Here is a 26,139-nt window from a genome sequence, read left to right as displayed (position 1 = left end):
TAACGTCGGCAAGGGTTGGTTAGTCCGTTTAAACCCCTGCCGACGTTCTTATTAAATCATTGGAAAAAGTTGCGCTGCAATCATGGTCAAGATAAGACCGGCAAGTCCCATGATGGTTTGCATGGGGGCTATGGTTTTCAACGCTTCGCGTTCGGTGAGATTACTTGTTTTACACATGATCCAAAAACCTGCATCATTCATCCAAGGCACTAATTTTGCCCCTGCCCCAATCGCCAGACACAAATACACGGGATTGAAGCCTAAATTGGCATTTTGTGCCATTCCGGCTAAAATTCCTGAAGCCGTAATTAAGGCCACCGTTGCCGAACCTTGTGCCGTACGTACAACGGCTGTAACGAAAAACGCCAACGGAATTAATGCCATCTGGTAGTCTTTGGTCATATCGGCAATACGGCTGCTGATGCCCGTTTGTTGCAACATCCCGCCAAAAGCACCACCCGCAGCCGTAATTAAAATGATACCGCCACCGCTTAACAAAGCCGTTTGAACAAACGCCGTCAAACCCGATTTCATTGTCTTTTTTTGGCGGATAAGAACCAACAAAGCGAAAACAGCCCCTGCGAATAGGGCAATATTTTTATCCCCGAAAAACAGAACAATATCAATTAATTTATTCAAAAAAGGGCTACCGGTCAGAGGGACTTTTGGAGTAGCAAAAGCCTCCACCGCCGAGCGAATACAAATCGTAACCAACGGAAATACAGCGGGCAACAGCGCCAAACCCAAAGGAGGAAGTTCTTTGTCGTCTTTGTTGGCAATGGCGGCAATGTCTTCCAACCGAGCATCGGGCGCATCGCGAAGCGGAATCGGCCATCTTTTGTTGGCCCAAATGGCATAAAAATAACCCACCGTTATGGTACAAAGTCCCAACAGCGTTCCGCAAACCATCATTAATCCAATCGGAACATTGAGCGCTCCCACTAAAAACAACGGTCCTGGAGAGGGTGGCACGAATGAATTAGCCATTACGGCCCCAGCAATAACCGTTAAAACCAACATCAGGTAATTTTTATTACCCAAACGAGTGCTCATGGCTTTGGCCAAAGGCATCATTAAGAAAAGAACAGTATCCACAAAGACAGGAATCGTGAGAAAAAAGCTGCTGAGAATAAACCCAATCGGAGCTTTTTTAATACCGGTTAATTTAAGCATGGCCCTCACCACTTTTTCGGCTGAGCCACTGTCAAGCATGGATTTGCCGATAATGGCCGCCATGGCAATCAAAATACCGATTTTGGCGCAGGTATTTCCAAACTCTACCGCAATACGCTCACCAATGCTTTTATGCGCTAATTTGATGGCCTCAGCCGCTGAACTGCCTTTTGAGATATAAAACTGTTCGAGTGAGGCCGTAGGCGTAAGTAAAGCTACGACTAACGCTGCCGATAAAAGCGCCAGAAAAGGATGCAGCTTTAAACCGATGATACCGCCCACAACGATCACGACACCAACGCATAAGATAAAAATAGGATCAGTCATTCAATAAGAGGTTTAGGGATGGGTTTACAAATCGTGGTGGTGGATAAAATCGAAACGCTGTTAGTTTACTTATAACTTGCCCTAAAAGCATCCAATTTTTTGGACATTGCCCGTGCACCATCAGCCACAAAAGTGGCATCAGCGCCGCAGGCAATAAATCGGATGCCCATGTCGTGGTATTTTTTGTAATCATCAGGATTGAAGAACAAAATACCCGTGGCTTTTCCTGCTTTTTGAGCCGCTTGGTTTATTTTTTCCAGTGCGTCTATGAAAATCGGGTTATCAAACTGTCCGAAAATTCCGAGTTCCATCGAAAGGTCAGCGGGCCCGATGAAAAGCACATCTACCCCTTCCAACGCCGCAATTTCGTCCAAATGGTTTAGGGCTTCGGCGGTTTCTATTTGGATGATTCCCAATAAATTCTCTTCTGACGAATCATAATACGCCTGAAAATTTTGCCCAAATGCCGTGGCCCGTACCATTTTGGCAACCCCTCGGTTACCGAATGGAGGATAATGTAGTCCGTTGATTACTTTTTTGGCTTCGACAGCATCGTTTACTTTGGGACACATGACCCCGGCGGCCCCCATGTCCAACACGCGAGAAATGCGGGGCGAATCAGCACTTTCTACCCGTACAAAGGCGGCAGTGGATGTACTTTCCAACGCCTGTAACTGGGCCAAAACGTCCTTCTCCGTGCCGGCGCCATGTTCGAGGTCTATCAATACCCAATCGAATCCCGATAGACCAACGATTTCGGCGGTGAGTGCGCTTCCCAAATTTAACCAACACCCATGCAGGGTCTCTCCCTGTTGGAGACGTTTTTTTAGATTTTTCATAGTAACACAGAAAGTGGCGGATTCACCGATTTTACTTCTTATCCCACCATATTCTGGTATCTAAAAGGTTCGGCCCCTGACGACTGATGGCCTGTTGTACATTGGTTTTATTGACATTCAATTCGGCATCTGTGTAGGTCAATCGGCGAATAAACGGCTCGGTTTTGAGGTCACTGCCCGGATAGGTATTGGGGGTTAAAATCGGATAATTGCTACGGCGGAAATTAGCCCACGCTTCCGGCCCAATCAAAAAAGAAGCTACCCAGTACTGCGTATTGATTTGTTCCAATTCTTTGCCGGCCGCCAAGGGGTTGGCCTGAACATAAGTGGTAATGGCAGCATCCGGAACAGCTGAACTTGTGCCATAGGCCGCCAATTGCTGCATGTGGGTTCTTATGCCATTGGAATACAAGGTGGCGGGGTCACCTGTGGTCCATTTCCGAAAGGCGGCTTCGGCCAGTAAAAGTTGGGTTTGGGAATAAGTAACCAAATAGCTGGGCGCGGTAAGGCCGCCCATACGGGTCCGATCAAGTTGGCTATAATCCCATAAACTTGCCAATTTTTTAGCCGTCACAGCCGCACTAATGGTGGTATTGTCGTAGCCAAGCGGGGCACCGATTTGAGATGCGGGAGTACGGTTCGCCCTTGATTCTACTTGCTGAGCACCGCTCGTAGCCCCCACATAACGAACGGCAATCGAAGCCAGACGGGGGTCATTGGTCTTGCTCAAAAAATCCACAAAATCTTCGGCAAGATAAAAGAACGCCGATTGTCCTCCGTTGAGTTGTGAGCCCACAGGATTGGTAAAATTGGCATTATGACGAATGATGGCGTTATCGGCATTCGACTGCATGACGCCTCCCGCTACGGCTTTGGCTACGTATTCGGCGGCTTTGGTTGGGTTGATCTTCGAAAGGCGCATGGCGGCGCGGAGCAACAGCGAATAGCCCAGACGTTTCCATTTTGGAACATCGCCATCGTACAAAACATCACTGGCCACTTTTGCTTTGGTCGCATCCAAACCGGCAGAAGCAGCGTCCAATTCACTCAGAATAGCCGTGTAAACAGATTCCTGCGTGTCATAAGCGGGAGTGGCAATGCCTTCCAGGTAGTTTTTGCCCGCCTGCGTGTAGGGAATGTCGCCGTAGGTATCGGTTAGCAGCATAAATGAATAGGCTTGCCAGATGCGGGCCATATTATAGAGATTGGAACGAGCCGGAACGTCTTTGGTTTTGGCCAGAACATCCGCCAGTTCTTTGATATTTGACTGATAGAACGTGTTCCAGTTGCCCGCCGCGACCGCTCGATTGTCCTGATTGAAATTGGCCGCCGAACCCTGACCACTGAAGGGTGTGATCATTTGCTTAACGATGGTGGTTTCATAACTCAGATTGCCGTAACCCGGAGCCGTATTTACGATGGCAGTATTGAGCTGATATCCTGGGTCAACGGCTGTCAGCGCGATGGGATTGACGTTCATTTCATCAAATCCTTTGTCGCAGGCAGTCAAGCCCACCATTAAAAGAACAGCCCCCCAACCCCCAACGGGGGCTTTACTAACGAGAGATTTAAGTATATTTTTCATTTTGAAATTTTTGTTTTTGGAAAAGATGTTACTGAATAAATAGCTTCAGTTATCCCCCCGTTGGGGGTTAGGTCGGACCGCCGATGCGGGGCTTTTAAAACTTTACATTCAGATTAAATCCAATACTCCGCGTAACGGGCAAGCCCGTGGCTTCCAGTCCAATCAGGTTGTCCGAAGGAAAACCGAATTGTTCGGGGTGAATGTTGGGAACCCATTTTTTGATAACGGCTACGTTGTTGGCCACGGCATTTAACCGTAATCCTTTGATGAACGGAATGGCCGTAGGGAGGAATTTGGTAAAGTCATAGCCAATCGTGATTTGACGTAATTGCCACAGACCGGCGTTGTACACAAACTCTTCGGCAATGTTTTGAGAGCGTACCGTTTCGTAGTATGCCTGCACGCCTGATTTGGTTTTGTTGACCTCCCCGTTAGGATTGACACCATCACCGATAACAAAGTTTTCGGCTCTTCCTACCAACGTTGCTTTGTGCAAACCGTGTCGCCAGGCGTTGTGGTTGGTACCCGAAATCATCTTATGACCGAGTTTAAAATCAATCAGGAAGGAAAGATTTATTCCTTTGTACGTGATACTATTGGTAAAACCGCCTACCCACAGCGGCAGGGCACTGCCAAAAGCAATTTGAGTAGGAGTACGTAACGGACGGCCATTGCCGGCATCAAATATTTGGCGGCCTTGCGCATCACGCAGGTAGCCGAATCCAAACAATTGCCCCATGGGTTGGCCTACCACCTGACGAAGCTCGCCTGTAAAATCACCGGTACCGACCGTAATCATGTTATCGCTCACGCCGCTGCCCAGATCGAGTACTTTTGTTTTGTTATAGGCAGCATTAAAGATGAAATTCCAGCTGAAATCCTGCCGTTTGATAGGGTTCAGATTGACCAACATTTCCAAACCCTGATTGCGACTTTGACCGACGTTGATCAACTGATTGAGGTAACCGCCGGCGTTGGAGGTTTGAGCACGGAGGATCTGGTCGGACGATAGTTTATCGTAATAGGTAAAATCCAAACCGATTAAATTATTAAACAGCTTTAATTCTAACCCAAACTCTTTCTCCGAAACCCTCATGGGGCGCAAGTTAGCATTGGGTACGGTAGAGCCGCTGATGCTTCCCAAGGGTTGCGCGACTCCGCTCGGCGACGGGAACTGCTGGGGATTAATACCATAAAAAAGGTTGTTAGCATAGGGCGACACGTCAGTATCACTACCTACTTCGGCGTAGGCCGCTCTGATTTTTCCAAAATTAATCCAAGAGGGTAAAGAGGTGGCCAATGCTTGCGAAAAGACAAAGCTCGCTGTAATGGATGGGTATAAAATACTGCGGTTGGCAGGTGACAGCGTTGAGAACCAGTCATTTCTAACCGTTCCGTTTAAGAACAAATAGTCTTTAAAGGAAACTTCAGCCGAGGCATACAGCGAATTTACCTGACGTTCCGAGAACTCATAGGTCGCATCGCGTTGGCGACTATTGCCGATGGTGTACAGGTCGCGGGTGTAAAAATCCTGCACAAATACGTTGTGACGACTGATGCGGCGGTACATTTGGTTGCCTCCCACATTCACGTTTACGCCTACGGCACCAAAGGTCTTATTGGCCCCCAATAAAAAGTCGGCGTTGAGTTCGCGCACGTTGCGAGCGTCCTGTACGTATTGGCCGTTCACAAACCCTGCGGGCGCGGCGGGTTGGCGTTGGGTACCCGTTGGTAGATTGTAATCCTGTTCGCGGGAATAGTAATCCTGTCCGATACGGCCTTGCAAAAACAGCCAATTGGTAAAGTTATAACGTGCGGTCAAGTTGCCGAATACGCGGTCATTACGGATATTATCAAAACGTTTTAAAGCAAAATAAGGATTGGTACGATTCGTAAAGCGCGACCATACGGTTTCGTTGCCGTTGGCATCGGAGGCGTATTTTTCCAACAGATCCAGCGGCATCGAATTGGCCATATTGAAGATGATCACCGGACTGTAATCCTGCTCAGCAATGTTGGGCGGATTTTTACGGTATTCGTTGGAATAATTGACATTACCGGAAACCGTTAGCTTTTTCAGGGTTTGGGTAAAACCCAGATTGATAGTTCTGCGATTATACCCCGAATTACGCAGAATGGTTTTATTGTCTAAATTGGAAACGGAAAGGCTGAAACCTCCATTTTCACCTCCCGACGACAGCGTCAGGGTATTGGTAAAAGTGGAGCCTTTTTGGTAAAACTGACTGAGTTGATTCCGTTGCGGTTCATAAGGGACCGTTATATTATCAAAAAGAATGTGCGTCATGCCGGGCTGAAATTTCTCCCCAAAACTCCACTGTCCGGAGGTCGGGAAAGGAGCCGTAGGACGAACACCGTTTTCGCCCTGTCCGTATTCGTACTGATAGTCAGTATAATCCAAAGGTGTTTCAGTGGTATAATTGGAGTTATAACTTAGAGAAATACCTGAGCCAGTTCCTCGGGTTTTGGTTGTAATCATAATCACACCGTCTTTGGCCCGTGAGCCATAAAGGGCCGAAGCGGCGGCTCCTTTCAAAACCGTCATGGCTTCAATATCGTCGGGGTTGATGCTGCTCAATCCGTCGCCGCCGTCGGAGGTACGGTTGCTGCCTTTTTCGGATACGTCACCCCGGGCACCATTATTGGTATTATCAATCGGAACTCCGTTGACCACGATCAAAGGAGAGTTATTGCCGCCGAAAGAAGATTGTCCCCGAATACGAATTTTGCTGGTTCCTGCCGGACCGGAGCCGAGCGAAGTGATATTCACGCCCGCCATCTTTCCTTGCAACGCATTCATAAAATTGGCGGTGCGGTTCACTGTCATTTCTTCCGTTGGCACGGTCGCAGTGGCATAACCTACGCTTTTGGCCTGTTTTTTTATTCCCAAAGCCGTTACGACCACTTCACCCAACGATGTACTTTCAGGATTTAATGAAAGGTTAATGCTCGTTTGATTGCCGACGGTAATCTCTTTGCTTTCGTAACCCACATAACTAAAAACCAGCACAGACGATGAATTAGGTACTTCCAGTTGGAAACCTCCATCTGCATTGGAGGAAGTACCTCGTTGTGAGCCCTTAATGAGGATGCTTACTCCGGGAAGCCCTACTCCTTTTTCGTCGGTTACTTTTCCTTTGATGGTCTGTGCCGCTACCTCTGCTTTTTCAACGGTCTTTAACGTCGAAATGTCGTTTGTCAGGGGTTGAGGGTTTTCGGTAAGTTGTTGTTTGGGGCTGAGGGTTTCCTGAAATCGGGCGTCGGCTTCAGCCGTTTTCTTTGGTTTTTTGTTTTCCAAAATCACGTAAGAACCGTCTTTTACCTTCTTGTAGTTCAAGCCAGAAGGTCGCAAAATTTTGTCAAGATTTGATTCCAAAGTAGCGTTAAAGTCCATCAAATCAGACGAGACAGTTACCCCTTCCACCAATCCCCCTTCAAAGAGAATGTCTACTTTGTAATGACTTTTCAGGTCTTTCAGTACACCACGGAGTTTTTGAATTTCGGGAGCGGTTCTTGCTTCTGCTTTTTGGGGTGATTTTTGAACTTTTGCAAAAATTTGAGACCAGCTTGGACGGCCAAGCACCGACAGGGTAAGCAGCAGCAGACCCACTCGGCAAGATTGTTGTAAGTTTTTCTTCATCGTATAGTATGGTTTCGGGGGTTATTGATAATCAGTAAGTACTACAGTATCACCTATTTTGGTGATTTTAATCGTAAAAATTTCAGACACTATATTGAGCAATTCATCGGCATTATCGGCTTGAAAAGACCCTACGAGCGTACGCTTGGCCAAGGCTTCATCCCTGATAATGACCTTGATACCATAATTTTCGTCCATGATTTTGGCAAATTCCTGTAGAGTGGTATCGTCAAATACAAAGCGATGATCTTTCCACGCAGCGTATTTTTCGGGCTGTTTGGTTACTTCCCGATTGAGGTGGTTGCTTTGGTCGAAGGTGACCAAGTCCCCGGGCTTCATCATCAGTTGCTTTTGGGTTTGTCCTTCTTGGTAGCGCAACTGAACTTTTCCTTTGTTCAAAACCACTTTTGAACCTCGTTGGCGAGAATAAACGGTAAATTCCGTTCCCAATACCACTACTTCCAGCCCTTTGCCCGTTTTTACCACAAACTTCTGATTAGTAGGTTGATGAGTTACCGCAAAATTGGCTTCTCCCGTCAGAAGCACTTCCCGGGTTTTTGCTCCAAAACCAAAACGCGGGACACGCAGGGACGAATTGGCATTCAGTGTCACTTTTGTGCTGTCACTCAAGTAAAGCGATTTTGTCTCGCCAAAAGCCGTTGAATGGATTTGATAAAGAAAGGAATCCTTGAAAATCCACCCGCTCATGAGTATTCCCAAGACAAACGAAGCCGCCACCATCCAAACCCACGTCAGACGTTTAATGGGAAGCGATTTCTCCTGTACCAGAAATTCGAACGCCGGGTTTTCGTCAAACTTATCGGCAAAGTCCTGAAAACGAGCCACTGCGTTCGGCAATTCCGTAAGGTATTGCGGATGTTGGTATTCGTATTCTACCAACCATTTGTAAAACAGCTCCTCATTGGCGGGAATTTTGACCCACTCATCAATCATCTGTTTTTGTAAAGCCGATGTCTTTCCCGACAAATAGCTGAATACGAATTCTTTGTTGATTTCTGCGTTCATTGATATTGTTAGTTTCAAACCTATGTTCAAACCTATAAGGTCTGCGAGCGTCGTACCGTTAAGACCTTATAGGTTTAGCAGGTTTAGCTGAAAATAGAAATGGATAACCAAAGGCTAATCACCGGCAGTAACCACTTGTCTCTGAGGAGATTTCGAATGTATTGATTGGCACGATTGAGCTGTACGTCCACTGTTTTGACCGATAGGTGAAGTTCATCGGCAATTTCCCGGTACTTTTTACCTTCAAATTTTTGCATGAGGTAAATACGTCGCCGTTCGAGAGGGAGTTTATTTACTGCCTCTTCCAAATCATGGTATAATTCCTCAAACTGACTGATTTGGTCTGGTTGCTGTTCATCAAGGCCCGGTTTTTGGGAGGCTTCCGTTATATCGGCTTTTCGACTCAAATCCCATCGTAGATAATTGTAGGCGCGGTTGCGCACGGTACGAAACAGGTACAGACGATAGGAAGAGGTGATTTCGAGAAAGGTTTTATTGGAATAAAATTGAAAGAAGATTTCCGAAACTAAGTCCTCCGCTACTTCTCGGGAACCAACATATTTGACCGCGTGAGTACACATGGGTTGGAAATACCGCTTGTAGAGCAATTCCACCCCGAGTCGCAGGTTGTTTTCCAGCGCTTTCCGAATAAACAATTCATCATCCTGCTCAAAGGAAGTTGCAGGGACTTGCTCAGTGGAATGACGCGGAAGGGAAGGGGTACCAAATGGTTGTGGGACTTTTCCGGAATTTTCGTTGTAAGCCTGCTCCATTGTTCTTGCTTTTGGGTAATTTCTTAAAGGATGTGTATCCCTTTCGGTAATCTACTACTAAGACAAGTGGGAGGCTAAAAACTCCTTACACAAATATGAAAATACTTTTATTTTTTTGAATGATGCCAATTTTTGGGAGAAAAAATCAAAATACAGTTCTACACTTTAGCCATAAATTGCTCTTTATTTGACCCCTAAGGGGTCAGATGTTTGTAGAAAAAGCTTCATTCCTACAAATAGGTGACCCCAAAGGGGTCAAACAGCGGGCGCATAATTGCTTACAGCCAAAAACAACTTTCCTAAGTTTTGGCGTACTTTTGTCGGCTAAATTCACATTCAGAATGAGTACGCGTTTTTCACTTCAATTTCTATTTTTACTTTTTTATCTGACCGGCTCTTTACTTGCGCAAGACAAACGCTACACCTTTGAGAAGGGACTGATGGGCTCACCATTTAAGTTGGTTTTTTACGCCTCTGACGATTCTCTTGCACAAAAAGCCGCCCAAAGTGCTTTTAAACGCATTGAGCAATTGAATGAAATCATGAGTGATTATGCCGATGGCAGTGAAATCAACCGCCTTTCTGCGCAATCAGGCTCAGGTCAATGGGTGCCTGTAAGCAAAGATCTTTTTAATATTTTAGCCATATCCCAAGACATTAGCGTAAAGACAAAAGGTGCTTTCGATGTTACGGTTGGCCCGATTGTTCAGCTTTGGCGACGTGCTATTCGGCAACGAACTTTTCCGAGCAAAAGCGAGATTGAGGAAGCGCGCTCAAAAATTGGTTTTCAAAAAATGAAACTTGATGCTTCGGGTCAAAAAGTATTGCTGACGCAAGCTGGTATGCGTTTGGATATTGGCGGATTGGGAAAAGGTTTTGCAGCCGAAGAAGCCATCAGGGTATTGAAAACCTACGGAATAAAATCAGCCATGATGGATGCCGGGGGGAAAGTGGTATTGACTGATGCTCCACCCGCCTCAAAAGGTTGGAAAATTGTCGTTTCCAACGGCAGCGATTCCTTGAAAACGTTGGAATTAGCCAATACAACCTTGGCTACCTCCGGGCCAACGTATCGTCATGCCGATTTTAATGGAATTCGTTATTCGCACATTGTTGATCCTAAAACCGGCATTGGCCTGCGATTTCACGTCAGAACTACGGTCATTGCGTCGGATGGAACCGTTTCCGATGCGCTGGCAACGGCTTTCAGTGTTTCGGGAATCAAGCAGTCCAAAAAGTTTCTAAAGCATTTTCCGGGCATCAAAGTATGGCTCGTAGAAACAAAAAACGGGAAAGTACAAAGCTGGGAAATGCTGGAATAAATTGTTCGAGCGCATTTACCCAAAAGCAGCCCGATAGGCCATTGGATTTTGATGTTTTAGAAGTCGAAAGGAGCGATTGAAGTTGGAAATATTATGAAATCCGCAATCGAAAGCGATTTGCTGAACGCTTTTTTTGTTTTCAATTAACATCCGACAGGCGTAACCGATGCGTACTTCGGTCAAAAACTGAATGTACGTTTTCTGCGTACGATTTTTAAAATAGCGGCAAAAATTAGCCACCGACATGTGGGAAATAGCAGCGGCTTCTTCAATCAGAATGCGTCGGTTAAACTGAGAAAGTGTAAATTCATAAACATGGTTAATTGTCTCCGTATCAAAGCGATGATACGAATCCAAAAACCCTTCACTGCTCAAAAAAACCAACTCCTCCGATTCGGCAATTAATTCCAGAATGTTCAGAAAAAGGCCAATACGCTGAACACCCTTGGTGTTTTCAATCAATTGAGTCATCAACTTCAGCACATTTTCTTTGGTTTTTCCCGTGATTCGCAATCCACGCTTTGACTTTTCAAAAAGCCGTCGAATGCTTTCCATTTCTTTCAGATTCAAAAAATCTTTCCCAAAACAATCGGGCAAAAACTGCAACACTTCAGATTGTGCCTGCAAAGAAGAATTGGGCTGAAAATAAGCAGTATCATTTTTCCAAACGTGCGGCAAATTACTCCCAATCAAAATCAAATCACCTTCTTCAAATTCCTCAATGCTGTCGCCTACAAAACGGGTACCTCGGCTTTGAACAATATGGGTCAGTTCCAATTCAGGATGAAAGTGCCACTTTTCGTACAAATAAGGCAATTTATCAATCCGAGCGACAAACGAATAATTGGCCGAAGGGTTGACTTTACGAAGAATAGCTTGCATGATATAATAGTATTGTAAATGCTATAATTTGTCAAAATTGATAATATTTCATCAAAACTGTATAATATTTCACATAAATTTTATCTTCTTATTCCTTTTCTTTGCATACGATTATTCACTGATTAAAACTGAAAAGTTTGCTTCCGGCATTAATTTTAAACCCGTTGGTCCTTTTATTGAAAGCAACCTTCTCACCCCCAATAAAAAACTTGATTTGACCATGAAATTATACCGTACACAGCAGGGTATTGTTATCGAATCTGAATCGAACTTCTATCTTTCACCACAAAACGATTGGGATACGTACGTCAATCGTGATGATTTGTTTGATGCCGTTTCAGCTGAAATTCAAACCCTTTCCCCGGACGACTCACTTGAAAAAAACCTCAAAACTGAAGTTTTAGCCCCTATTAATCATCAGGAGATTTGGGCTTCGGGCGTGACCTACATGAAAAGCCGCGAAGCTCGCATGGAAGAGTCCAAAGATGCAGGAGGCGGTGATTTTTACGCCCGCGTTTACGATGCCGACCGTCCCGAACTTTTCTTCAAAGCAACTGCCGCAAGAACCGTCGGCAGCGGCGCACAGGTTTTGATTCGGAGAGATTCAAAATGGAATGTTCCCGAACCGGAACTCACGCTCTTTGCCACTTCAAACGGCAAAATTGTCGGTTATACCTGCGGTAATGACATGAGTTCTCGGGATATTGAGGGCGAAAACCCCTTGTATCTGCCACAAGCTAAGAGCTACGACGGCGCGGCAGCAATTGGACCATGTTTGTACGTTCCAAGCCAGCCCATTGACCCGGATGCCCAAATCAACATCGAAATCGTACGAAATGACGCGACTGTGTTTGAAGGAAACATTTCCATCAATCGCATGAAACGTACTCATACAGAACTGATTGGCTATTTATTCCGTGAAACCTCTTTTCCGAATGGGGTGTTCCTGATGACAGGTACCGGACTGGTTCCACCCAACGAATTTACGTTAAACGTTGGGGACGAAGTCAGAATAACCATTGAACACATCGGGACTTTAGTAAATACGGTCTCGCAAAAACCACTTTAAAATGAAGTTAGAAGGAAAACAAGTAATAGGCAGTTCAATTTCTGCCGAGGGAGAAAGCACTTTTCAAGCGCTGAATCCAACAACGGGAAAAAAACTTCCTACCCAATATCACAAGGCGACCAAAGCGGAATTGGAATTGGCCGCGCAAAAAGCACAAGCCGCTTTCAAAATTTATCGTAAAAAATCAGGTCTTGAGAAAGCATCATTTTTAGATAAAATTGCCGAAGAGATTGAAAACATCGGCGATGATTTAATTCAAATCGCCACCGCAGAAACGGGCTTGCCCGCGGGCCGTGTACAAGGCGAACGCGGACGTACTACGGGACAATTGCGTTTGTTTGCGCAGTTATTGCGCGACGGTTCTTGGGTCAATGCCCGCATCGAAACGGCGATTCCCGACCGTCAGCCGCTACCAAAAGTTGATTTACGATTGATACAGCAAGCTTTGGGACCCGTAGGCGTGTTTGGAGCGAGTAATTTTCCTTTGGCGTTTTCGGTAGCAGGCGGCGATACCGCTTCGGCATTAGCCGCCGGTTGCCCGGTCATTGTGAAAGCACATTCGGCGCATCCGGGTACTTCGGAGTTAGTTGGAAAAGCCATTCAGCAAGCGGCCATCAAGTCACAAATGCCCGACGGCGTCTTTTCTTTATTGCACGGAAGCGGTACTGAAATCGGAGCTGCATTGGTTCAACACCCTTACATTAAGGCCGTTGGCTTTACCGGTTCGTATCAGGGAGGCATGGCGCTATTTCAATTAGCAGCCAATCGCCCCGAACCCATTCCTGTGTATGCCGAAATGGGAAGTACAAATCCGGTGTTCATTTTGCCCCAAATCATGAAAGAAAAAGGTGCCGCAATTGCCCAACAATTTGCGGCTTCCGTTACGATGGGTGTAGGGCAATTTTGTACCAATCCGGGGATGATTATTGCGAATAAAACCGAAGGATACGCATCTTTTTTAACGGATTTGGAAACCCAGTTTAAAAACGTTGCGGGCGGTGTCATGCTCACCAACGGAATTCAGAAAGCGTATAATCAGGGAATTTCAAAACATTTGGAAAACGATAGTGTTACCTTAATAGCAAAGGGACATGAGGTAACGGGTTTCACGTCTGTACAACCCATATTGTTTAAAACCGATGCACAGGCCATTGCCGAGGATCATACCTTGTCGGAAGAGATATTCGGGCCAACGAGTGTGTTGGTAGAAGCCGACAGCAAAGAAGAAATGTTGCGTATTGCCGAAAATCTGGAAGGTCATTTGACAGCCACCATTCACGGCACTCCCGAAGAACTGGCCGAATACACCGATTTGATTGACGTGTTGGAACAAAAAGTAGGACGTTTACTCATCAACGGTTTCCCAACGGGCGTAGAAGTTTGTCATGCCATGATGCACGGCGGTCCTTTCCCGGCATCTACTGATTCCCGCAGTACGTCAGTTGGAACTAATGCTATTTATCGGTTTACGCGTCCCGTCAGTTACCAAAACTTCCCCGAAAACCTGTTACCTGATGAGCTAAAAGATGCTAATCCTCTGCAAATCTGGCGTTTGGTAAACGGAGAATTTCAAAAAGCATAAAAGATTTTTTTTGATAGGTTAAATAAGTGAGGAAAGGTCTCTTGCTCTGTGGGAGACCTTCTTTTTAACTTCAAAGCAACAATACCCCAATGCAACATAAAGTATTAAAAGTCAATGCCTCAGACAATGTGATTGTCGCGTTGCGCCCGTTGGAAGCGGGCGAAATCATCGAATTTGAAGGGGAAAGCTACGTCTTGCCTCGGGCCATTGCGGCCAAACACAAATTCGTCACCGAAGATTTGAACACGGGCGACCCCATCACTATGTACGGGGTCTTGGTTGGAAAAGCGACCCAACCTATTGCTCGCGGCGAACAAATTACCACATTCAATCTCAAACACGAATCCGACGAATATTCGGTGCTGAAACGCAAACCGCAAACCAACTGGCAAGCCCCCGACGTGTCCAAATGGGCTAATCGTACTTTCATGGGCTTTCCGCGTTCTGACGGACAAGTGGGTACGGCCAATTATTGGTTGGTAATTCCGTTGGTCTTTTGCGAAAACCGCAATATTCTCAAACTCAAAGAAGCCTTTGACAAAGCCCTTGGCTATGCTTTTCCGGATATTTACCAGAAGCAGGTGGAAGATTTGGTCAAATTGTACGAAAAAGGAGATACAAACACGTTAAAAGAATACAATGCCACGGCACAATCAGGTGCAGCAAGCCACCAACCTTTGTTCAAAAACTTAGATGGTATCAAATTCCTGACTCATGAATCGGGCTGTGGCGAAAGCAATCAGGAATCAGCTGTTTTGGCGGCCCTGTTTGCAGCTTATGCGCACAATGCCAACGTGACCGGGATTACAGTATTAAGTTTGGGTTGTCAAAAAACGCAATTCACCGATTTGATGAACGAAATCAATAGTCGCGGAACTTCCAAATTTGATAAACCGATTCTGTTTTTTGAACAACAATCGTACGGAACTGAATTTGAAATGCTTTCGGCGGCTATCAAAGAAACCTTTGTGGCATTGCTTGAGGCCAACAAACTGGAACGTCAACCTATACCGCTTTCCAAACTCAACATAGGCCTCAAATGCGGCGGCTCCGACGGTTTTTCGGGCATATCAGCCAATCCCGTTTTAGGTCATCTATCAGATTTGGTGGTGACCTTGGGAGGCAATACGTATTTGGCCGAATTCCCTGAACTCTGCGGAGTGGAACAAGAGCTGATTGACCGCTGCACAAGCGAAGAAAAGGCTTGGAAATTTGAGAATCTCATGCGCGATTACGCCGCCAAAGCTGAAGCCGTAGGCGCGGGATTTGACATGAATCCTTCAGCGGGTAATATCAAAGACGGACTTATCACAGATGCCATCAAATCGGCTGGGGCTGCTAAAAAAGGTGGCGCAGCGCCCATCGCTGACGTATTGAACTATACGGAAGTAGTCAAAGAACAGGGTTTACAGTTGGTATGTACGCCCGGCAATGATGTGTTAGCTACAACAGGACAAGCGGCGGCAGGTGCCACTATTACGCTGTTTACCACGGGATTAGGCACGCCAACTGGCAACCCAATTTGCCCCATTGTAAAGGTTTCTACCAATACCAAACTCGCGCATAAAATGCCCGACATCATTGATTTTGATTGTGGAGCTATCATTGAAGGTGAAAAAACCATCCAAGAAACTGCCGAAGCATTGCTGGAATATTGCATTGAATTAGCAAGTGGCAATATCAAAACCAAAGCCCAATTGCTCGGTCAGGATGATTTCATGCCTTGGAAAAGAGGCGTGAGTTTATAGGCTGTTTACCAAATTCTCACCTTCTTTCAAATGAAAAAAAGTCATAAGTGCAAGTTTTGCACTTATGACTTAAATTATTGGTAAACAGGGTATTTATAACATGATAAGTGCTAATCAATCATTAGTTGTGCGTTGTCTTCCGAAGGATGACTGCGCACAACTAATAAACAGAGTGTTTGTAACACGGTAAGTACCAATCAATCTCTCAAAGTCAAAAAACCTGTTTCGCCTTTTTCCAAATCCTATATTTCTCTCGCATACACTGTCCGCAAGGTCGAAAACCGGCGAGAATGGCTTCCTTTTCAGAACCAAAGAAAACACGGTTTTCTCTTTTCATTCGTTTTCCTGCTTTGCAGTGCAACATTCCGTAAATGTGTAGCGGCCTGTTTCCCCCAAAAAGTAGTTTCCCATTTTTTACGAGTCTTCGTACTTCTTCAGAGCTTAAATCGGAATGGTTATTCATCAAGTAAAAAATCTTTTAAAATAGGCTGGAAGCCTTTAAATAGCATTCACTCGCGTGGACGCGAGCAAATGCGAACTCAAGATAAAGCATCATGAAAAATGATGCCAAGCGTATGGCGATTTCCTGTTAGCACTTCGCTGACACCGTGTTTCATTTGTACTCGATAATAGCCTTTTCCGCCTTTTACGGGTCTGAAATTAGTGGTAAAAACCAGCATATCACCTTTTCTTGGGGTCAGTACCATAGCTTTCGACTGCGCCCGCGGAGTTTGCTGCGTCAATACAAATTCGCCACCTTTATAATCTTCGTTGGGTTCATTTAAGAACAAGACTACCTGCATTGGAAAAAAGACTTCACCGTATAAATCCTGATGCAAGGTGTTGTACCCGCCTTTCCCGTATTTCAAAATCAAAAGCGTAGGCTTGGTCTGATTTTGAGAGTGGCAAAGTGCCTGAAGATCAGCAAAATTGTTAAGGAATTGGGTGTCCATTTTTAAAACGTTCATCCATTTGTTCGCAATCGTTGAAAGCGGCGAATATACATTTTCCCGAATGGTTTGAAGCAAATCAGGCAAAGGATAATTGAAGTATTTGTACTCTCCCAAACCAAACCGATAGCGTTCCATTACCACTTTTTTACGGTACAAATCAGGATTATCGTAGTCTGCAATCAACTCGTCACATTCCGCATCTGTCAGCAATTTGGGCACTAAGGCAAAACTATGCTCGTGCATTGATGACGATACATTTTGCCAATCAATTGCCTCTATTCTTTGTTTGATAGTTTCCATTGGACTTGGTTAGTGGGTTAAATTTGCCTGTGCCGCTTCCCAGCCAATCATGGCCGTTTTTCGACTGCTTCCCCAATGGTACTGTCCAAATGCTCCCGTAGATTGAATCACGCGATGGCAGGGTATTAAAAACGCGACGGGATTATCTCCAATGGCCGTTCCTACGGCTCTGGAGGCCGTTGGCTTCTGGATTTGAGCGGCAATATTTCCATACGTAGAAAGCTTTCCCATAGGGATTTTCAATAGGCATTCCCATACCTTCAACTGAAAATCAGTCCCTTTCAAGTGGAGTTTAATTTGATTAAGTTTTTGCCAATCGTGCGTAAAAATCAACAACGCATTTTGCTGATTCAAATCCAGAATAGGATGGAAATAGGCATTAGGAAATGATTTTTTCAAGGCTTCAAAAGCCGAATTTGCATCGTCGGCAAAGGCAATATGGCAAATTCCTTTGGGTGTAGAAGCTACAAGGACATTTCCGAAAGGCGTTTGAGCGTAACTATAATTGATGTTCAGATTTTCACCGCCATTTTTGAATTCGCCGGGAGTCATTCCTTCAATTTTTATAAACAAATCGTGCAATCTGCCTGTACCTGAAAGTCCTGTTTCGTAAGCAGCATCAAAAATAGTTGCCTGCCTATCGTTCAAGATACTTTTGGCGTACTCAACGCTGAGGTATTGAAGGAATTTTTTAGGACTTACCCCCGCCCAATCGCTGAAGAGTCGTTGGAAATGAAATGGGCTGAGGTGGACTTTTTCGGCAATGTCTTCGAGGCTGGGCTGTTGTCTGAAATTTTGGTTGATGTAACCGATGGCTTCTTCGATTTTCTGATACGTGGCTGAATCCTGCGTTTTCATCTTGTTTTGTTTTTGATTACGACACAAAATTACGGCATAAGCCACGGCGAGAAAACCCGAAACTTGCTATGTTGATTACAGTCAATTTATGAAAAATCAGTTGAAAAAAGGCCTGAACTCGTCGGGATTAATTTGACGAATGTCCAGAAAAACGTTGTGAAGATGGGCAAAATCGGCATCCGTTGTAATCAGTTCCAAGCCCAAAAGACCCGCAGTCGCGGCAATCCACAAGTCATTTTTTCCCATGTTTCGGGGAGTTTCAAATGCGTATTCTGTAAAATTTGGATTTTGCCGTTGGGAATAGGTATCTATTTCGACATAGGTATTTATCAAGAGTTGAGAAACCTCAATTATTGATGCGCTCGTAATGATATCGTCAATTAGCAGTAATTTTTTACTGCCCCAATGTTGACGCAGGGCCACTGAGCGTACTTCTGCAATGGAGACAACTGAAATGTAAAGCTCTTTCCGATTAGGATTTATAAATTCAGTGATTAAACGGCGTTTAGAATCTCTTGCTAAATAAATCAAGATGTTTGTATCCAGCAAAATATTCATTTTTCTTCTCTCAACAGTTTAAGTGCTGATTCCATTTCTTGGTCTGTTAAGAAAGAATCTTTTGGGGTTTCCTTCATTTTTTCAACAAGTGTTTTTGCCGTTTTTCCCATTTTATGGGCAAAAGCAGTTGTCCCGCCTGCTGCCAAAACATCCTCAGCAGAATACGATTTTATGGGTCGAAATTGGTATTGATACCTTTCCGTTTGGGTTGTTGCTTTGGGCGTCTTTTTCATACAAAAGCAGGTTTGTTGATTCGTAAAACTAACTAAAAAAACCGCAAACAAAGTTCATTTGCCTTTCTATGTTTACTGAGCAGCTATTCAACGTGCATCATTTAACATCTTCTTGAACCGCTTGAAAACATTTTTTCAACCCTAATTTTGTAATAATTGACATGAAGTATGAAAATAGTTGCATTTAAAAGTTATTGATTATCAATGCATTGTTCTAACTATAACATTATTATTACATTTTTAGGGTTACATTTTCAACGATTATCACCTGATAAGTACAATTTTATTAGCCGCTAAAAATATAATAATTTGTAGTTATTTATGTACTATTTATAGTTAAAAAAATCATTTTTGGGTAACTATTACAAAATTAGGGCTGATTTTAATTCCTCTATAACATTTTTAGGGCGCTATTTATTACAAAATTAGGGTTGCTCCATTTTCAAGTTTTTTGCCTTTCTTTCATTTAATAATATAAAATAAAATTGAAATAATTTTATTTTATCGAAAATAGCCATTGCTTTTTCTGATTTTAAAAGCCATTTGAGGGCTTTTTTGAATAAATCTCTACCCATGACTATAACATTTTTAGGGCTCAAAAACGCCTTCTTTTACTTAATTATAACATTTTTAGGGTTGGGATAAACCTACTTTTTGAGAAAAGCAGGTTTATAATCAAAAACGTAACTATTTGATTATAAGCTTTTTACTAAAAGTTATTTGTATTTTTTTGAATAAATTTTTAAAAGTCATCAACAAACTCGTGTTTGATGACTTTCTATTCTTTTTAATCTTTTTTAATACTTTCGGACGTCGTAACCTACTAATAGTCAATGTGTTACAAGTCCAACTATAACAAATTTAGGGTCAACTATAACAAATTTAGGGTCAACTATAACAAATTTAGGGTATAACTATAACAAATTTAGGGTCAACTATAACAAATTTAGGGTTGGAAGACGCCAACTATAACAAAATTAGGGTTAGAGTGTGGATAACTTTATTTTTTTGCTACATTTATGAGTCAAAAATTTGCTTTTATGTCAGAACAGCCCGAACAAATACCCGGTGAAGAGTCTAAAAAGGAAAAACCACGGTTAATTCGTTTGATTCGAAAATCAAATGACTTGGTGGAAGGCAAATATCGCTTTGATATTTGGGAAATGCGGGTGTTTACCAAAACATTGACGATGATTCATAAAGATGACGAAGATTTTAGACCCTACCGAATTTATTTGAAAGATATTATCAGCGATTTTGGTTTAGAGCAAAACAAGCAGTCGTATAAATTTTTGAAAGAAGGGGCCGAAAAATTGGCTCGCCGGGAAATCAGAGCAATTGCCCCTACCCCCGAAGGTGAAATGGAATTGCTCACGCACATTGCGGCAGGGGTAAAGAGTTTTACCAACAATAGTTCAGGAAAATACATCGAAGTTTCTTTTCATCCCGAGATGAAACCGCATTTGTTGCAATTACAATCGCAGTTTTTGATGTACGACATTAAAAACATCCTTCGGCTTCAGAGTTCGTTTTCAATTCGTATCTATGAATTATTGAAGCAGTATGAGCGCATCGGCAAGCGCAAGTTTACGATTGATGAGTTAAAAGAGATTCTGGATGTAGCCGACAAATATCCTTTGTACGCAAACTTCAAGCAGAGGGTCATTATAAAGGCTCAGGAGGACTTAGCGGACTTTACAGATATACAATTCACGTTTGAGGAAGAAAAGGTCGGAAAAGCCGTTTATGCGATAATTTTTTATATTGACAGAAATCGGGATTTTACGGAGGAGCAACACCCCATATCGGTTGATACAGTCATTCAGTTGGCTTCCCCAGTTCAGGACACGTCGGAAGCCGTTGAATTATTCGGTTTGGTGAAGGATTTCAAAGGAGCAAATATCCAAACCATCCATGATTGGTTAAAGCAGTTCTCGCCCGAACACGTACGCCAACGCATCATGTTGGTAAAAAACCAAATCGCCTTGGGGAGCAAACTGAGAAATCCCATGGGGTATTTGCAAAAGATAATGACTCAGGTAAATTTGTTTGACCCCATTGAGGAAGTAAAGTTGGAGAAAAAACAAGGCGACGAGTTACGACTTCGGACTCAACAAAGCATCACTTCGCTGGAAGCAGAATTGGAAAAACTTCAGGTGGATCATTACACTACTCAAAGCGAAATTATTGATAAATTGTTGTTGGAAGATGAACTGCTTCGGAATGAGGTTTATAGCTATATCCAAAACAGTAATTTTTACGATCGCAGATATACTCCCGAACAAAACAGAAAAAAGGGGATGATTCAGGGAATGGTTTTTGGCAAAGTAAAGCAAAATAAACCCGCTCTGTTTGAGGAGATGGACAAACAATTTGAAAATCAAGAGAAAAATCTCAAAGCTCAGCTTCGGGCTTTGGGTTGGGATAGATGAAAAGTGAAAATTCGTAAAGTTCAGTAAATCAGAACTTTAATTATTTATTCAATCAAAAAGCAGGAATAAATACCTTTTCATTCCTTTTAGGGTTGGTATCAAATTATAACCAATCGACAAAGATGAAATCAGTTATTCTGTCCCTGTCTCTACTTCTCTTCAGTTTCGGGTGGATTGCATTGAAACCCAAAGACATAAACTCTTCTAAAATTCCACCTAAAAAAACGGAATTGAGAATTGTTCAGGATGAAAAAGCAGGAACAATCTCGGTGTTTCGACTTAATGAAAAACAGCCAATTCTAACCCAAAATGCGAAGGCTGATTTTCGTCCTTACCTTCACCCAATTCAGGCACCCGATGGAAAAGGAGTATTGACCGAATATAGCCCAGGCCATCATAAACACCAAACCGGTATCTATTGGGGCTATACACGGGTTAATGGGCGCGATTATTTTCACCATCCCGAAGGAGACTATTGGCGACGTGTGTCGGCCAAAGTCATCAAAAGCAAAGGATCCGAAGTAAAATGGGAAACCGTGTATGACCTGCTTGATGAAAAAGGCGCTGCCGTTTTGACCGAAACCCAAACGTGGGTAATGCGTGAGCAGGATGGCAAATACCTGCTGGATTTGGAATGGGCCGGTGAAGCTCAAACCGATGTTACCATTGGAAAGTACGATTACGGCGGGTTGTTTGTCAGAATGCCGTGGAAACAGGGAATCAAAGGAGACGTCATTAACGCGGCGCGGCAGAAGAACGAAAAAGCCGAAGGGCAACGTGCGATGTGGGTCGATATTGGTATGCAGGTAGAAGGACGCAGTGATTTGGCTCACATTGCCATTTTTGACCATCCCGAAAACAAAGGTTTTCCTCAATACTGGCGAGTGGATGGTCAGTTGGGAGCGGGCCCTGCGCGGGCACGAATGGCCGATTGGCAGATTAAAAAAGGTAAAGTAGAGGTCATCAAGCATCAATTGGTGATTTACACTGGAGAGTTCAGTGATGTGAGAATGTCTAAAACCTGGGGTGAATTTAGCGGGCAGGAGATGGAATATGCGCTGTGGGGAGTGGCTCAACAGGAAGGCCGTGATGCGAAGTTTTTAACACCCGAAGAAGCCGTCGCCAACATGACACTCAAAGAAGGTTTTAAAGTCAATACGTGGGCATCTGAACCCATGATGACGCAACCAATGGCTTTTTGTTGGGATGACCGCGGGCGGCTTTGGATTGCTGAAAACCGTGATTATGAATCCCGAGGGCATGGATTTTCCAACGCCGGCAACAGTCGTATTTTAATTTTGGAAGATACAAATCACGATGGCGTTGCCGATACTAAAAAAGTATTTTTAGAAGGAATTGCGTTCCCATCGGCGATGGCTGTAGGATTTGACGGGCTTTATTTGGGCACTCCACCAAATTTACTTTTTGTTCCCGACCGCAACCATGATGACGTAGCTGACATGGAAAACATCGAAGTAAAACTTACCGGTTGGGGTATCCGCGACCGCCACGAAACGCTCAATAGCTTACATTGGGGCCCTGATGGCTGGCTATATGGTTGCCAAGGATTTGCGACTCCTTCCAAAGTGCGCAAACCCGAAGGCAAGGGAAAACTCTATCGGCACAAAGACCCGTTTCCGGAAGATATTTTGCAGGGCGAAGGTGTAGATATCAACGGCGGTGTGTGGCGTTATCATCCCACAAAAGACAAATTTGAAGTTGTAGCGCACGGTTTCAGCAATCCTTGGGGAATTGATTACGATGCCAAAGGACAGTTTTTTATCAGTGCGTGCGTGATTCCGCACATGTGGCATGTCATCTTGGGCGGTATTTACCATCGTCAGGGCGGGCAGCACTTCAATCCCTACATTTACAGTGACATTCGCACCATTGCTGACCACAGTCACCGTTCGGCACACGGAGGGGCGCGGGTGTATCAGTCAGACGCGTTTCCTGAAGAACACAAAGGGCGGATTTTTATGGCTAATATCCACGAACACGCTGTTTTGTCGGATGTGTTGAATAAAAAAGGGTCGGGTTTTGTGGCCAAACACGGCGATGAACTGCTCATGGCCAACAACGCCCAATGGGTAGGGTTCAGCATGGAAGTGGGCCCTGACGGAGGTTTGTACGTGTTGGACTGGCACGATGCCGATATTTGCGGGAAAGAAGTGGTAAACGGTGAAACGGGACGAATTTTCAGGATTATGCCTAACCAAACGTTAGCTAAAAATTGGGACGGACGTTACGATGATTTGTCTAAAATGAGTGATAAACAGTTGGTTGAACTTCAAAAAAGCCCGAGCGATTGGCATTCAAGAAGAGCCCGCGTGATTTTGCAATCACGAGCTACCAAAGGAAGTTTGGACAAAGGTGCCGTAGCTGATTTACAAACTATTTTTCAATCCAATGCCAATTCGGACTATCGGCTACGCGCTTTGTGGGCATTGCATGTGACAGGGGCGGTTACTTCTACAGAACTTCTAAAATCACTCAGTGATACCGACGAATATGTGCGTGCCTGGGCAATTCAACTCCTGTGCGAAGACAAAGCGCCGTCGGCCGAGGCATTGACACAGTTTGTTAAAATGGCAAAAGAGGATACTTCCCCCGTAGTTCGACTTTATTTGACCTCGGCTATGCAACGTATTGATAATGAATCGGCTTGGAAGTTAGCAGAGCAGCTGGCAAGCCATGGGGAAGACAATGAAGATCATAATTTGCCCAAGATGATTTGGTTTGGATTGGAGCCGTTGGTCAAAACCAATCCGAATCGTGCGCTTGAATTGGCATCTCAAACCGAAATTCCCTTGATTGCAAAATACGTAGCACGTCGGATTATAGATGCCAATGCGCCGGAAACAGTGATTGCGGCTTTGGCCAAAAATCCTAAAAACCAAGTGAGTATGTTGGAAGGAATGCGCGATGGATTGGAAGGACGTTTTGACCTGAAAGCTCCTGCCAACTGGGCGGCTGTGTACGCCAAATTGCGCTTAGCAAAAGGAGATGCGTCTTCTCTTGCGTTACAAATTGCTCAACGTTTTGGCGATACCGAGGCTACTCAAAAATCAATGCTCACTCTGAAAAACAAAAATGCACCTTTAGCACAACGTCAGCAGGCATTACAGGCAATTGCAACTCGTAAGCGTGCAGAACTGGTAGAGGAAATTCCAAATCTGTTAAACGAGCCTAAACTGCGTTTAGATGCTATTCGGGCCATTGCCGATTATGACAATGAGCCGTTGGCTAAATTGTTGATTGTGAAATACAAAGACCTTAATGCCGCTGAAAAACAACAGGCGATTCAAACGCTTTCATCGCGACCTAAGTACGGCTGGCAATTAACTCAAGCGTTGAAAAATCAGACCATTCCCAAGCGCGATGTGCCGCCCTACGCCGCTCGGCAATTGTTGCGAGTCGTAGGCAGTGGTTTTATCGAAGTCTGGGGACTGATTGAGCAGGAACCGTCGTTGGAAAAATCGTATTCAAAATACCAACGAATGATTACCGAAAAAGCAGTAGCAACCGCCAGTGCAACCAAAGGTGAGTTAGTGTTTCAACGTACCTGCGGAAGTTGTCATAAAATGTACGGTAAAGGCGGAAACATTGGCCCAGATTTGACAGGCTCCAACCGCGCCAATCTGGATTACTTGTTATTTAATGTTCTGAATCCCAGCGGAGAAATTCAGGAAGATTATAAATTAGTAGTTGTAACTACCCGTGATGGACGAACGTATTCGGGAAATGTGGTTTCAGAAAATGAACGTCAATTGACGATGCGCGTAGTGGGTCAGGACGCAGTTGTGGTCAACAAATCGGCGATCCAGTCGCGCGAAGTGATGCCGACATCCTTGATGCCCGTTGGATTGTTTGACTCATTGGCCGAACAGGAAGTACTGGATTTGGTCAGATACATGCGTACAATGGGTGGTGCGAAACAGGCGGCGAAGTAATTTTTTTGAAGTTTTTTCTACACAAGTTGCACTTCTCCGAAGTGTATTTGGATGTGTGATACCGGTTTTGCTACAAAGGTTTGAGCTTTTCCGAAGCCTGGCAATGCCGATATAGCTTCGGAGAAGCCAAAACCTTTGTAGTAGCAGTGATTAGCCAATTCTACCACTTCGGAGAAGTGTAACATTGGTAGATTGCTTCGTTAACCTCCTAAATTTCAATTCTAACAAAGTATGGCAGACGTTTTTTCTCAATTATACATTCACCTTGTATTCTCTCCTAAAAATCGAAATTCATTAATTCAACCCTCTTGGGAAGAACGTTTGCATGAATATATAACAGGAATTGTTCAGGAACGTGGGCACAAACTTTTAGCAATTGGTGGGATGCCCGACCATATTCATATTTTCGTGGGATTAAAACCTTCAGAGGCTATTTCTGATTTAGTAAGGGAGATAAAAACCGCCTCCAATGATTTTGTAAAAAATGAAAAACTTGCATCGGTCAAATTCGATTGGCAAAACGGATATGGTACTTTCTCGCATAGTCGCTCCCAACTTGACGCTGTTTGCAAATACATTATAAATCAAAAAGAACACCACCAAAAAAGGAGTTTTAGGGAGGAGTTTTTAAAATTTTGCGATGATTTCGGGATAGAAACGGGCAAGAAAGATTTCTTTGAGTGGTTTGAATAGTGCCCCAAACTAAACGTGGAGCACTAAAATAATTACTTCAACTGCGTTTCTGCAAAGGGGTGTACGAATGTATGCAGGATTGCTTCCTAAGCGGCCATTCTGACCAATTGAATTACCTCATCCCATTGATTACTAAGGTTTTTTGTTCTCAGATTTAAAACTTGCTGTGCTCCAT

At 44.1% G+C, this 26,139-nt stretch carries 21 protein-coding genes; 7 read left to right on the top strand and 14 right to left on the bottom strand.

The window, feature by feature from the left end:
* Positions 1-51: 51 nt before the first annotated feature.
* From Q0081_RS26065 to Q0081_RS26040, 6 genes are all read right to left on the bottom strand, one after another.
* Positions 52-1,500, bottom strand: a complete 1,449-nt coding sequence (locus Q0081_RS26065; protein ID WP_298360595.1) for a GntP family permease — start codon at positions 1,498-1,500, stop codon at positions 52-54.
* Between the two features lie 65 nt (positions 1,501-1,565).
* Positions 1,566-2,339: an HpcH/HpaI aldolase/citrate lyase family protein gene (locus tag Q0081_RS26060; RefSeq protein WP_298360594.1), complete on the bottom strand. Its 774-nt coding sequence runs from the start codon at positions 2,337-2,339 to the stop codon at positions 1,566-1,568.
* A 31-nt stretch (positions 2,340-2,370) separates the two neighbouring features.
* Positions 2,371-3,924: a SusD/RagB family nutrient-binding outer membrane lipoprotein gene (locus tag Q0081_RS26055; protein ID WP_409034102.1), complete on the bottom strand. Its 1,554-nt coding sequence runs from the start codon at positions 3,922-3,924 to the stop codon at positions 2,371-2,373.
* A 94-nt stretch (positions 3,925-4,018) separates the two neighbouring features.
* Positions 4,019-7,582 (bottom strand): SusC/RagA family TonB-linked outer membrane protein, encoded by a 3,564-nt coding sequence (locus tag Q0081_RS26050; protein ID WP_298360591.1) that lies wholly within the window; start codon positions 7,580-7,582, stop codon positions 4,019-4,021.
* A gap of 21 nt (positions 7,583-7,603) precedes the next feature.
* Positions 7,604-8,608 carry a FecR family protein gene (locus Q0081_RS26045; protein WP_298360589.1) on the bottom strand — a complete coding sequence of 335 codons (1,005 nt, stop codon included), beginning with the start codon at positions 8,606-8,608 and terminating at the stop codon, positions 7,604-7,606.
* Between the two features lie 83 nt (positions 8,609-8,691).
* Positions 8,692-9,381 carry an RNA polymerase sigma-70 factor gene (locus Q0081_RS26040; RefSeq protein WP_298360587.1) on the bottom strand — a complete coding sequence of 230 codons (690 nt, stop codon included), beginning with the start codon at positions 9,379-9,381 and terminating at the stop codon, positions 8,692-8,694.
* Between the two features lie 206 nt (positions 9,382-9,587).
* On the opposite strand from Q0081_RS26040, the gene Q0081_RS26035 reads away from it, so the two are divergent.
* Entirely contained in the window at positions 9,588-10,703 is a 1,116-nt protein-coding gene (locus tag Q0081_RS26035; protein ID WP_298360586.1) for an FAD:protein FMN transferase, read from the top strand.
* 15 nt (positions 10,704-10,718) lie between these two features.
* Here the strand turns inward: Q0081_RS26035 and Q0081_RS26030 are convergent, their stop codons facing one another.
* Positions 10,719-11,585, bottom strand: a complete 867-nt coding sequence (locus tag Q0081_RS26030) for an AraC family transcriptional regulator (RefSeq protein WP_298360584.1) — start codon at positions 11,583-11,585, stop codon at positions 10,719-10,721.
* 220 nt (positions 11,586-11,805) lie between these two features.
* On the opposite strand from Q0081_RS26030, the gene Q0081_RS26025 reads away from it, so the two are divergent.
* The 3 genes from Q0081_RS26025 to Q0081_RS26015 all read left to right on the top strand — a co-directional run bounded on the left by Q0081_RS26025 (position 11,806) and on the right by Q0081_RS26015 (position 15,984).
* A complete protein-coding gene (locus tag Q0081_RS26025) occupies positions 11,806-12,654 on the top strand; it encodes a fumarylacetoacetate hydrolase family protein (protein WP_298360583.1) in 849 nt (282 codons plus the stop codon).
* A 1-nt stretch (position 12,655) separates the two neighbouring features.
* The gene (locus tag Q0081_RS26020) at positions 12,656-14,236 is read left to right on the top strand and encodes an aldehyde dehydrogenase (NADP(+)) (RefSeq protein ID WP_298360581.1); all 1,581 of its coding nucleotides are present in this window, start codon (positions 12,656-12,658) and stop codon (positions 14,234-14,236) included.
* Positions 14,237-14,325: 89 nt separating this feature from the next.
* Entirely contained in the window at positions 14,326-15,984 is a 1,659-nt protein-coding gene (locus Q0081_RS26015; protein ID WP_298360579.1) for a UxaA family hydrolase, read from the top strand.
* A gap of 211 nt (positions 15,985-16,195) precedes the next feature.
* Here the strand turns inward: Q0081_RS26015 and Q0081_RS26010 are convergent, their stop codons facing one another.
* The 6 genes from Q0081_RS26010 to Q0081_RS25985 all read right to left on the bottom strand — a co-directional run bounded on the left by Q0081_RS26010 (position 16,196) and on the right by Q0081_RS25985 (position 19,461).
* Entirely contained in the window at positions 16,196-16,447 is a 252-nt protein-coding gene (locus Q0081_RS26010; protein WP_298360577.1) for an Ada metal-binding domain-containing protein, read from the bottom strand.
* 76 nt (positions 16,448-16,523) lie between these two features.
* Positions 16,524-17,237, bottom strand: a complete 714-nt coding sequence (locus Q0081_RS26005; RefSeq protein WP_298360575.1) for a 2OG-Fe(II) oxygenase — start codon at positions 17,235-17,237, stop codon at positions 16,524-16,526.
* Between the two features lie 9 nt (positions 17,238-17,246).
* Positions 17,247-18,095 (bottom strand): methylated-DNA--[protein]-cysteine S-methyltransferase, encoded by an 849-nt coding sequence (locus Q0081_RS26000; protein ID WP_298360574.1) that lies wholly within the window; start codon positions 18,093-18,095, stop codon positions 17,247-17,249.
* A 96-nt stretch (positions 18,096-18,191) separates the two neighbouring features.
* Positions 18,192-18,653: a type II toxin-antitoxin system VapC family toxin gene (locus Q0081_RS25995; protein WP_298360572.1), complete on the bottom strand. Its 462-nt coding sequence runs from the start codon at positions 18,651-18,653 to the stop codon at positions 18,192-18,194.
* Positions 18,650-18,886, bottom strand: coding sequence for a hypothetical protein (locus Q0081_RS25990; RefSeq protein WP_298360570.1), 237 nt, complete (start codon positions 18,884-18,886; stop codon positions 18,650-18,652). Before Q0081_RS25990 ends, Q0081_RS25995 begins: the two co-directional genes overlap by 4 nt.
* A gap of 425 nt (positions 18,887-19,311) precedes the next feature.
* Positions 19,312-19,461: a hypothetical protein gene (locus tag Q0081_RS25985; protein ID WP_298360568.1), complete on the bottom strand. Its 150-nt coding sequence runs from the start codon at positions 19,459-19,461 to the stop codon at positions 19,312-19,314.
* Between the two features lie 465 nt (positions 19,462-19,926).
* On the opposite strand from Q0081_RS25985, the gene Q0081_RS25980 reads away from it, so the two are divergent.
* Together Q0081_RS25980 and Q0081_RS25975 are read left to right on the top strand one after the other, a co-directional pair.
* Positions 19,927-21,318 carry a replication initiation protein gene (locus tag Q0081_RS25980; protein WP_298360567.1) on the top strand — a complete coding sequence of 464 codons (1,392 nt, stop codon included), beginning with the start codon at positions 19,927-19,929 and terminating at the stop codon, positions 21,316-21,318.
* 122 nt (positions 21,319-21,440) lie between these two features.
* Positions 21,441-25,271, top strand: a complete 3,831-nt coding sequence (locus tag Q0081_RS25975; protein WP_298360565.1) for a PVC-type heme-binding CxxCH protein — start codon at positions 21,441-21,443, stop codon at positions 25,269-25,271.
* 17 nt (positions 25,272-25,288) lie between these two features.
* Here Q0081_RS25975 and Q0081_RS25970 read toward each other — a convergent pair whose 3' ends face one another.
* Positions 25,289-25,456, bottom strand: coding sequence for a hypothetical protein (locus tag Q0081_RS25970; RefSeq protein ID WP_298360563.1), 168 nt, complete (start codon positions 25,454-25,456; stop codon positions 25,289-25,291).
* A 46-nt stretch (positions 25,457-25,502) separates the two neighbouring features.
* On the opposite strand from Q0081_RS25970, the gene tnpA reads away from it, so the two are divergent.
* Entirely contained in the window at positions 25,503-25,964 is a 462-nt protein-coding gene (gene tnpA, locus Q0081_RS25965) for an IS200/IS605 family transposase (protein WP_298360561.1), read from the top strand.
* The last annotated feature ends 175 nt before the right edge of the window (positions 25,965-26,139 follow it).

The sequence above is a fragment of the Runella sp. genome (assembly GCF_027484545.1).
Lineage (GTDB): Bacteria > Bacteroidota > Bacteroidia > Cytophagales > Spirosomataceae > Runella.
Note: the sequence above shows the minus strand (reverse complement) of the source record. Positions and strands in the feature narration are given on the sequence as shown.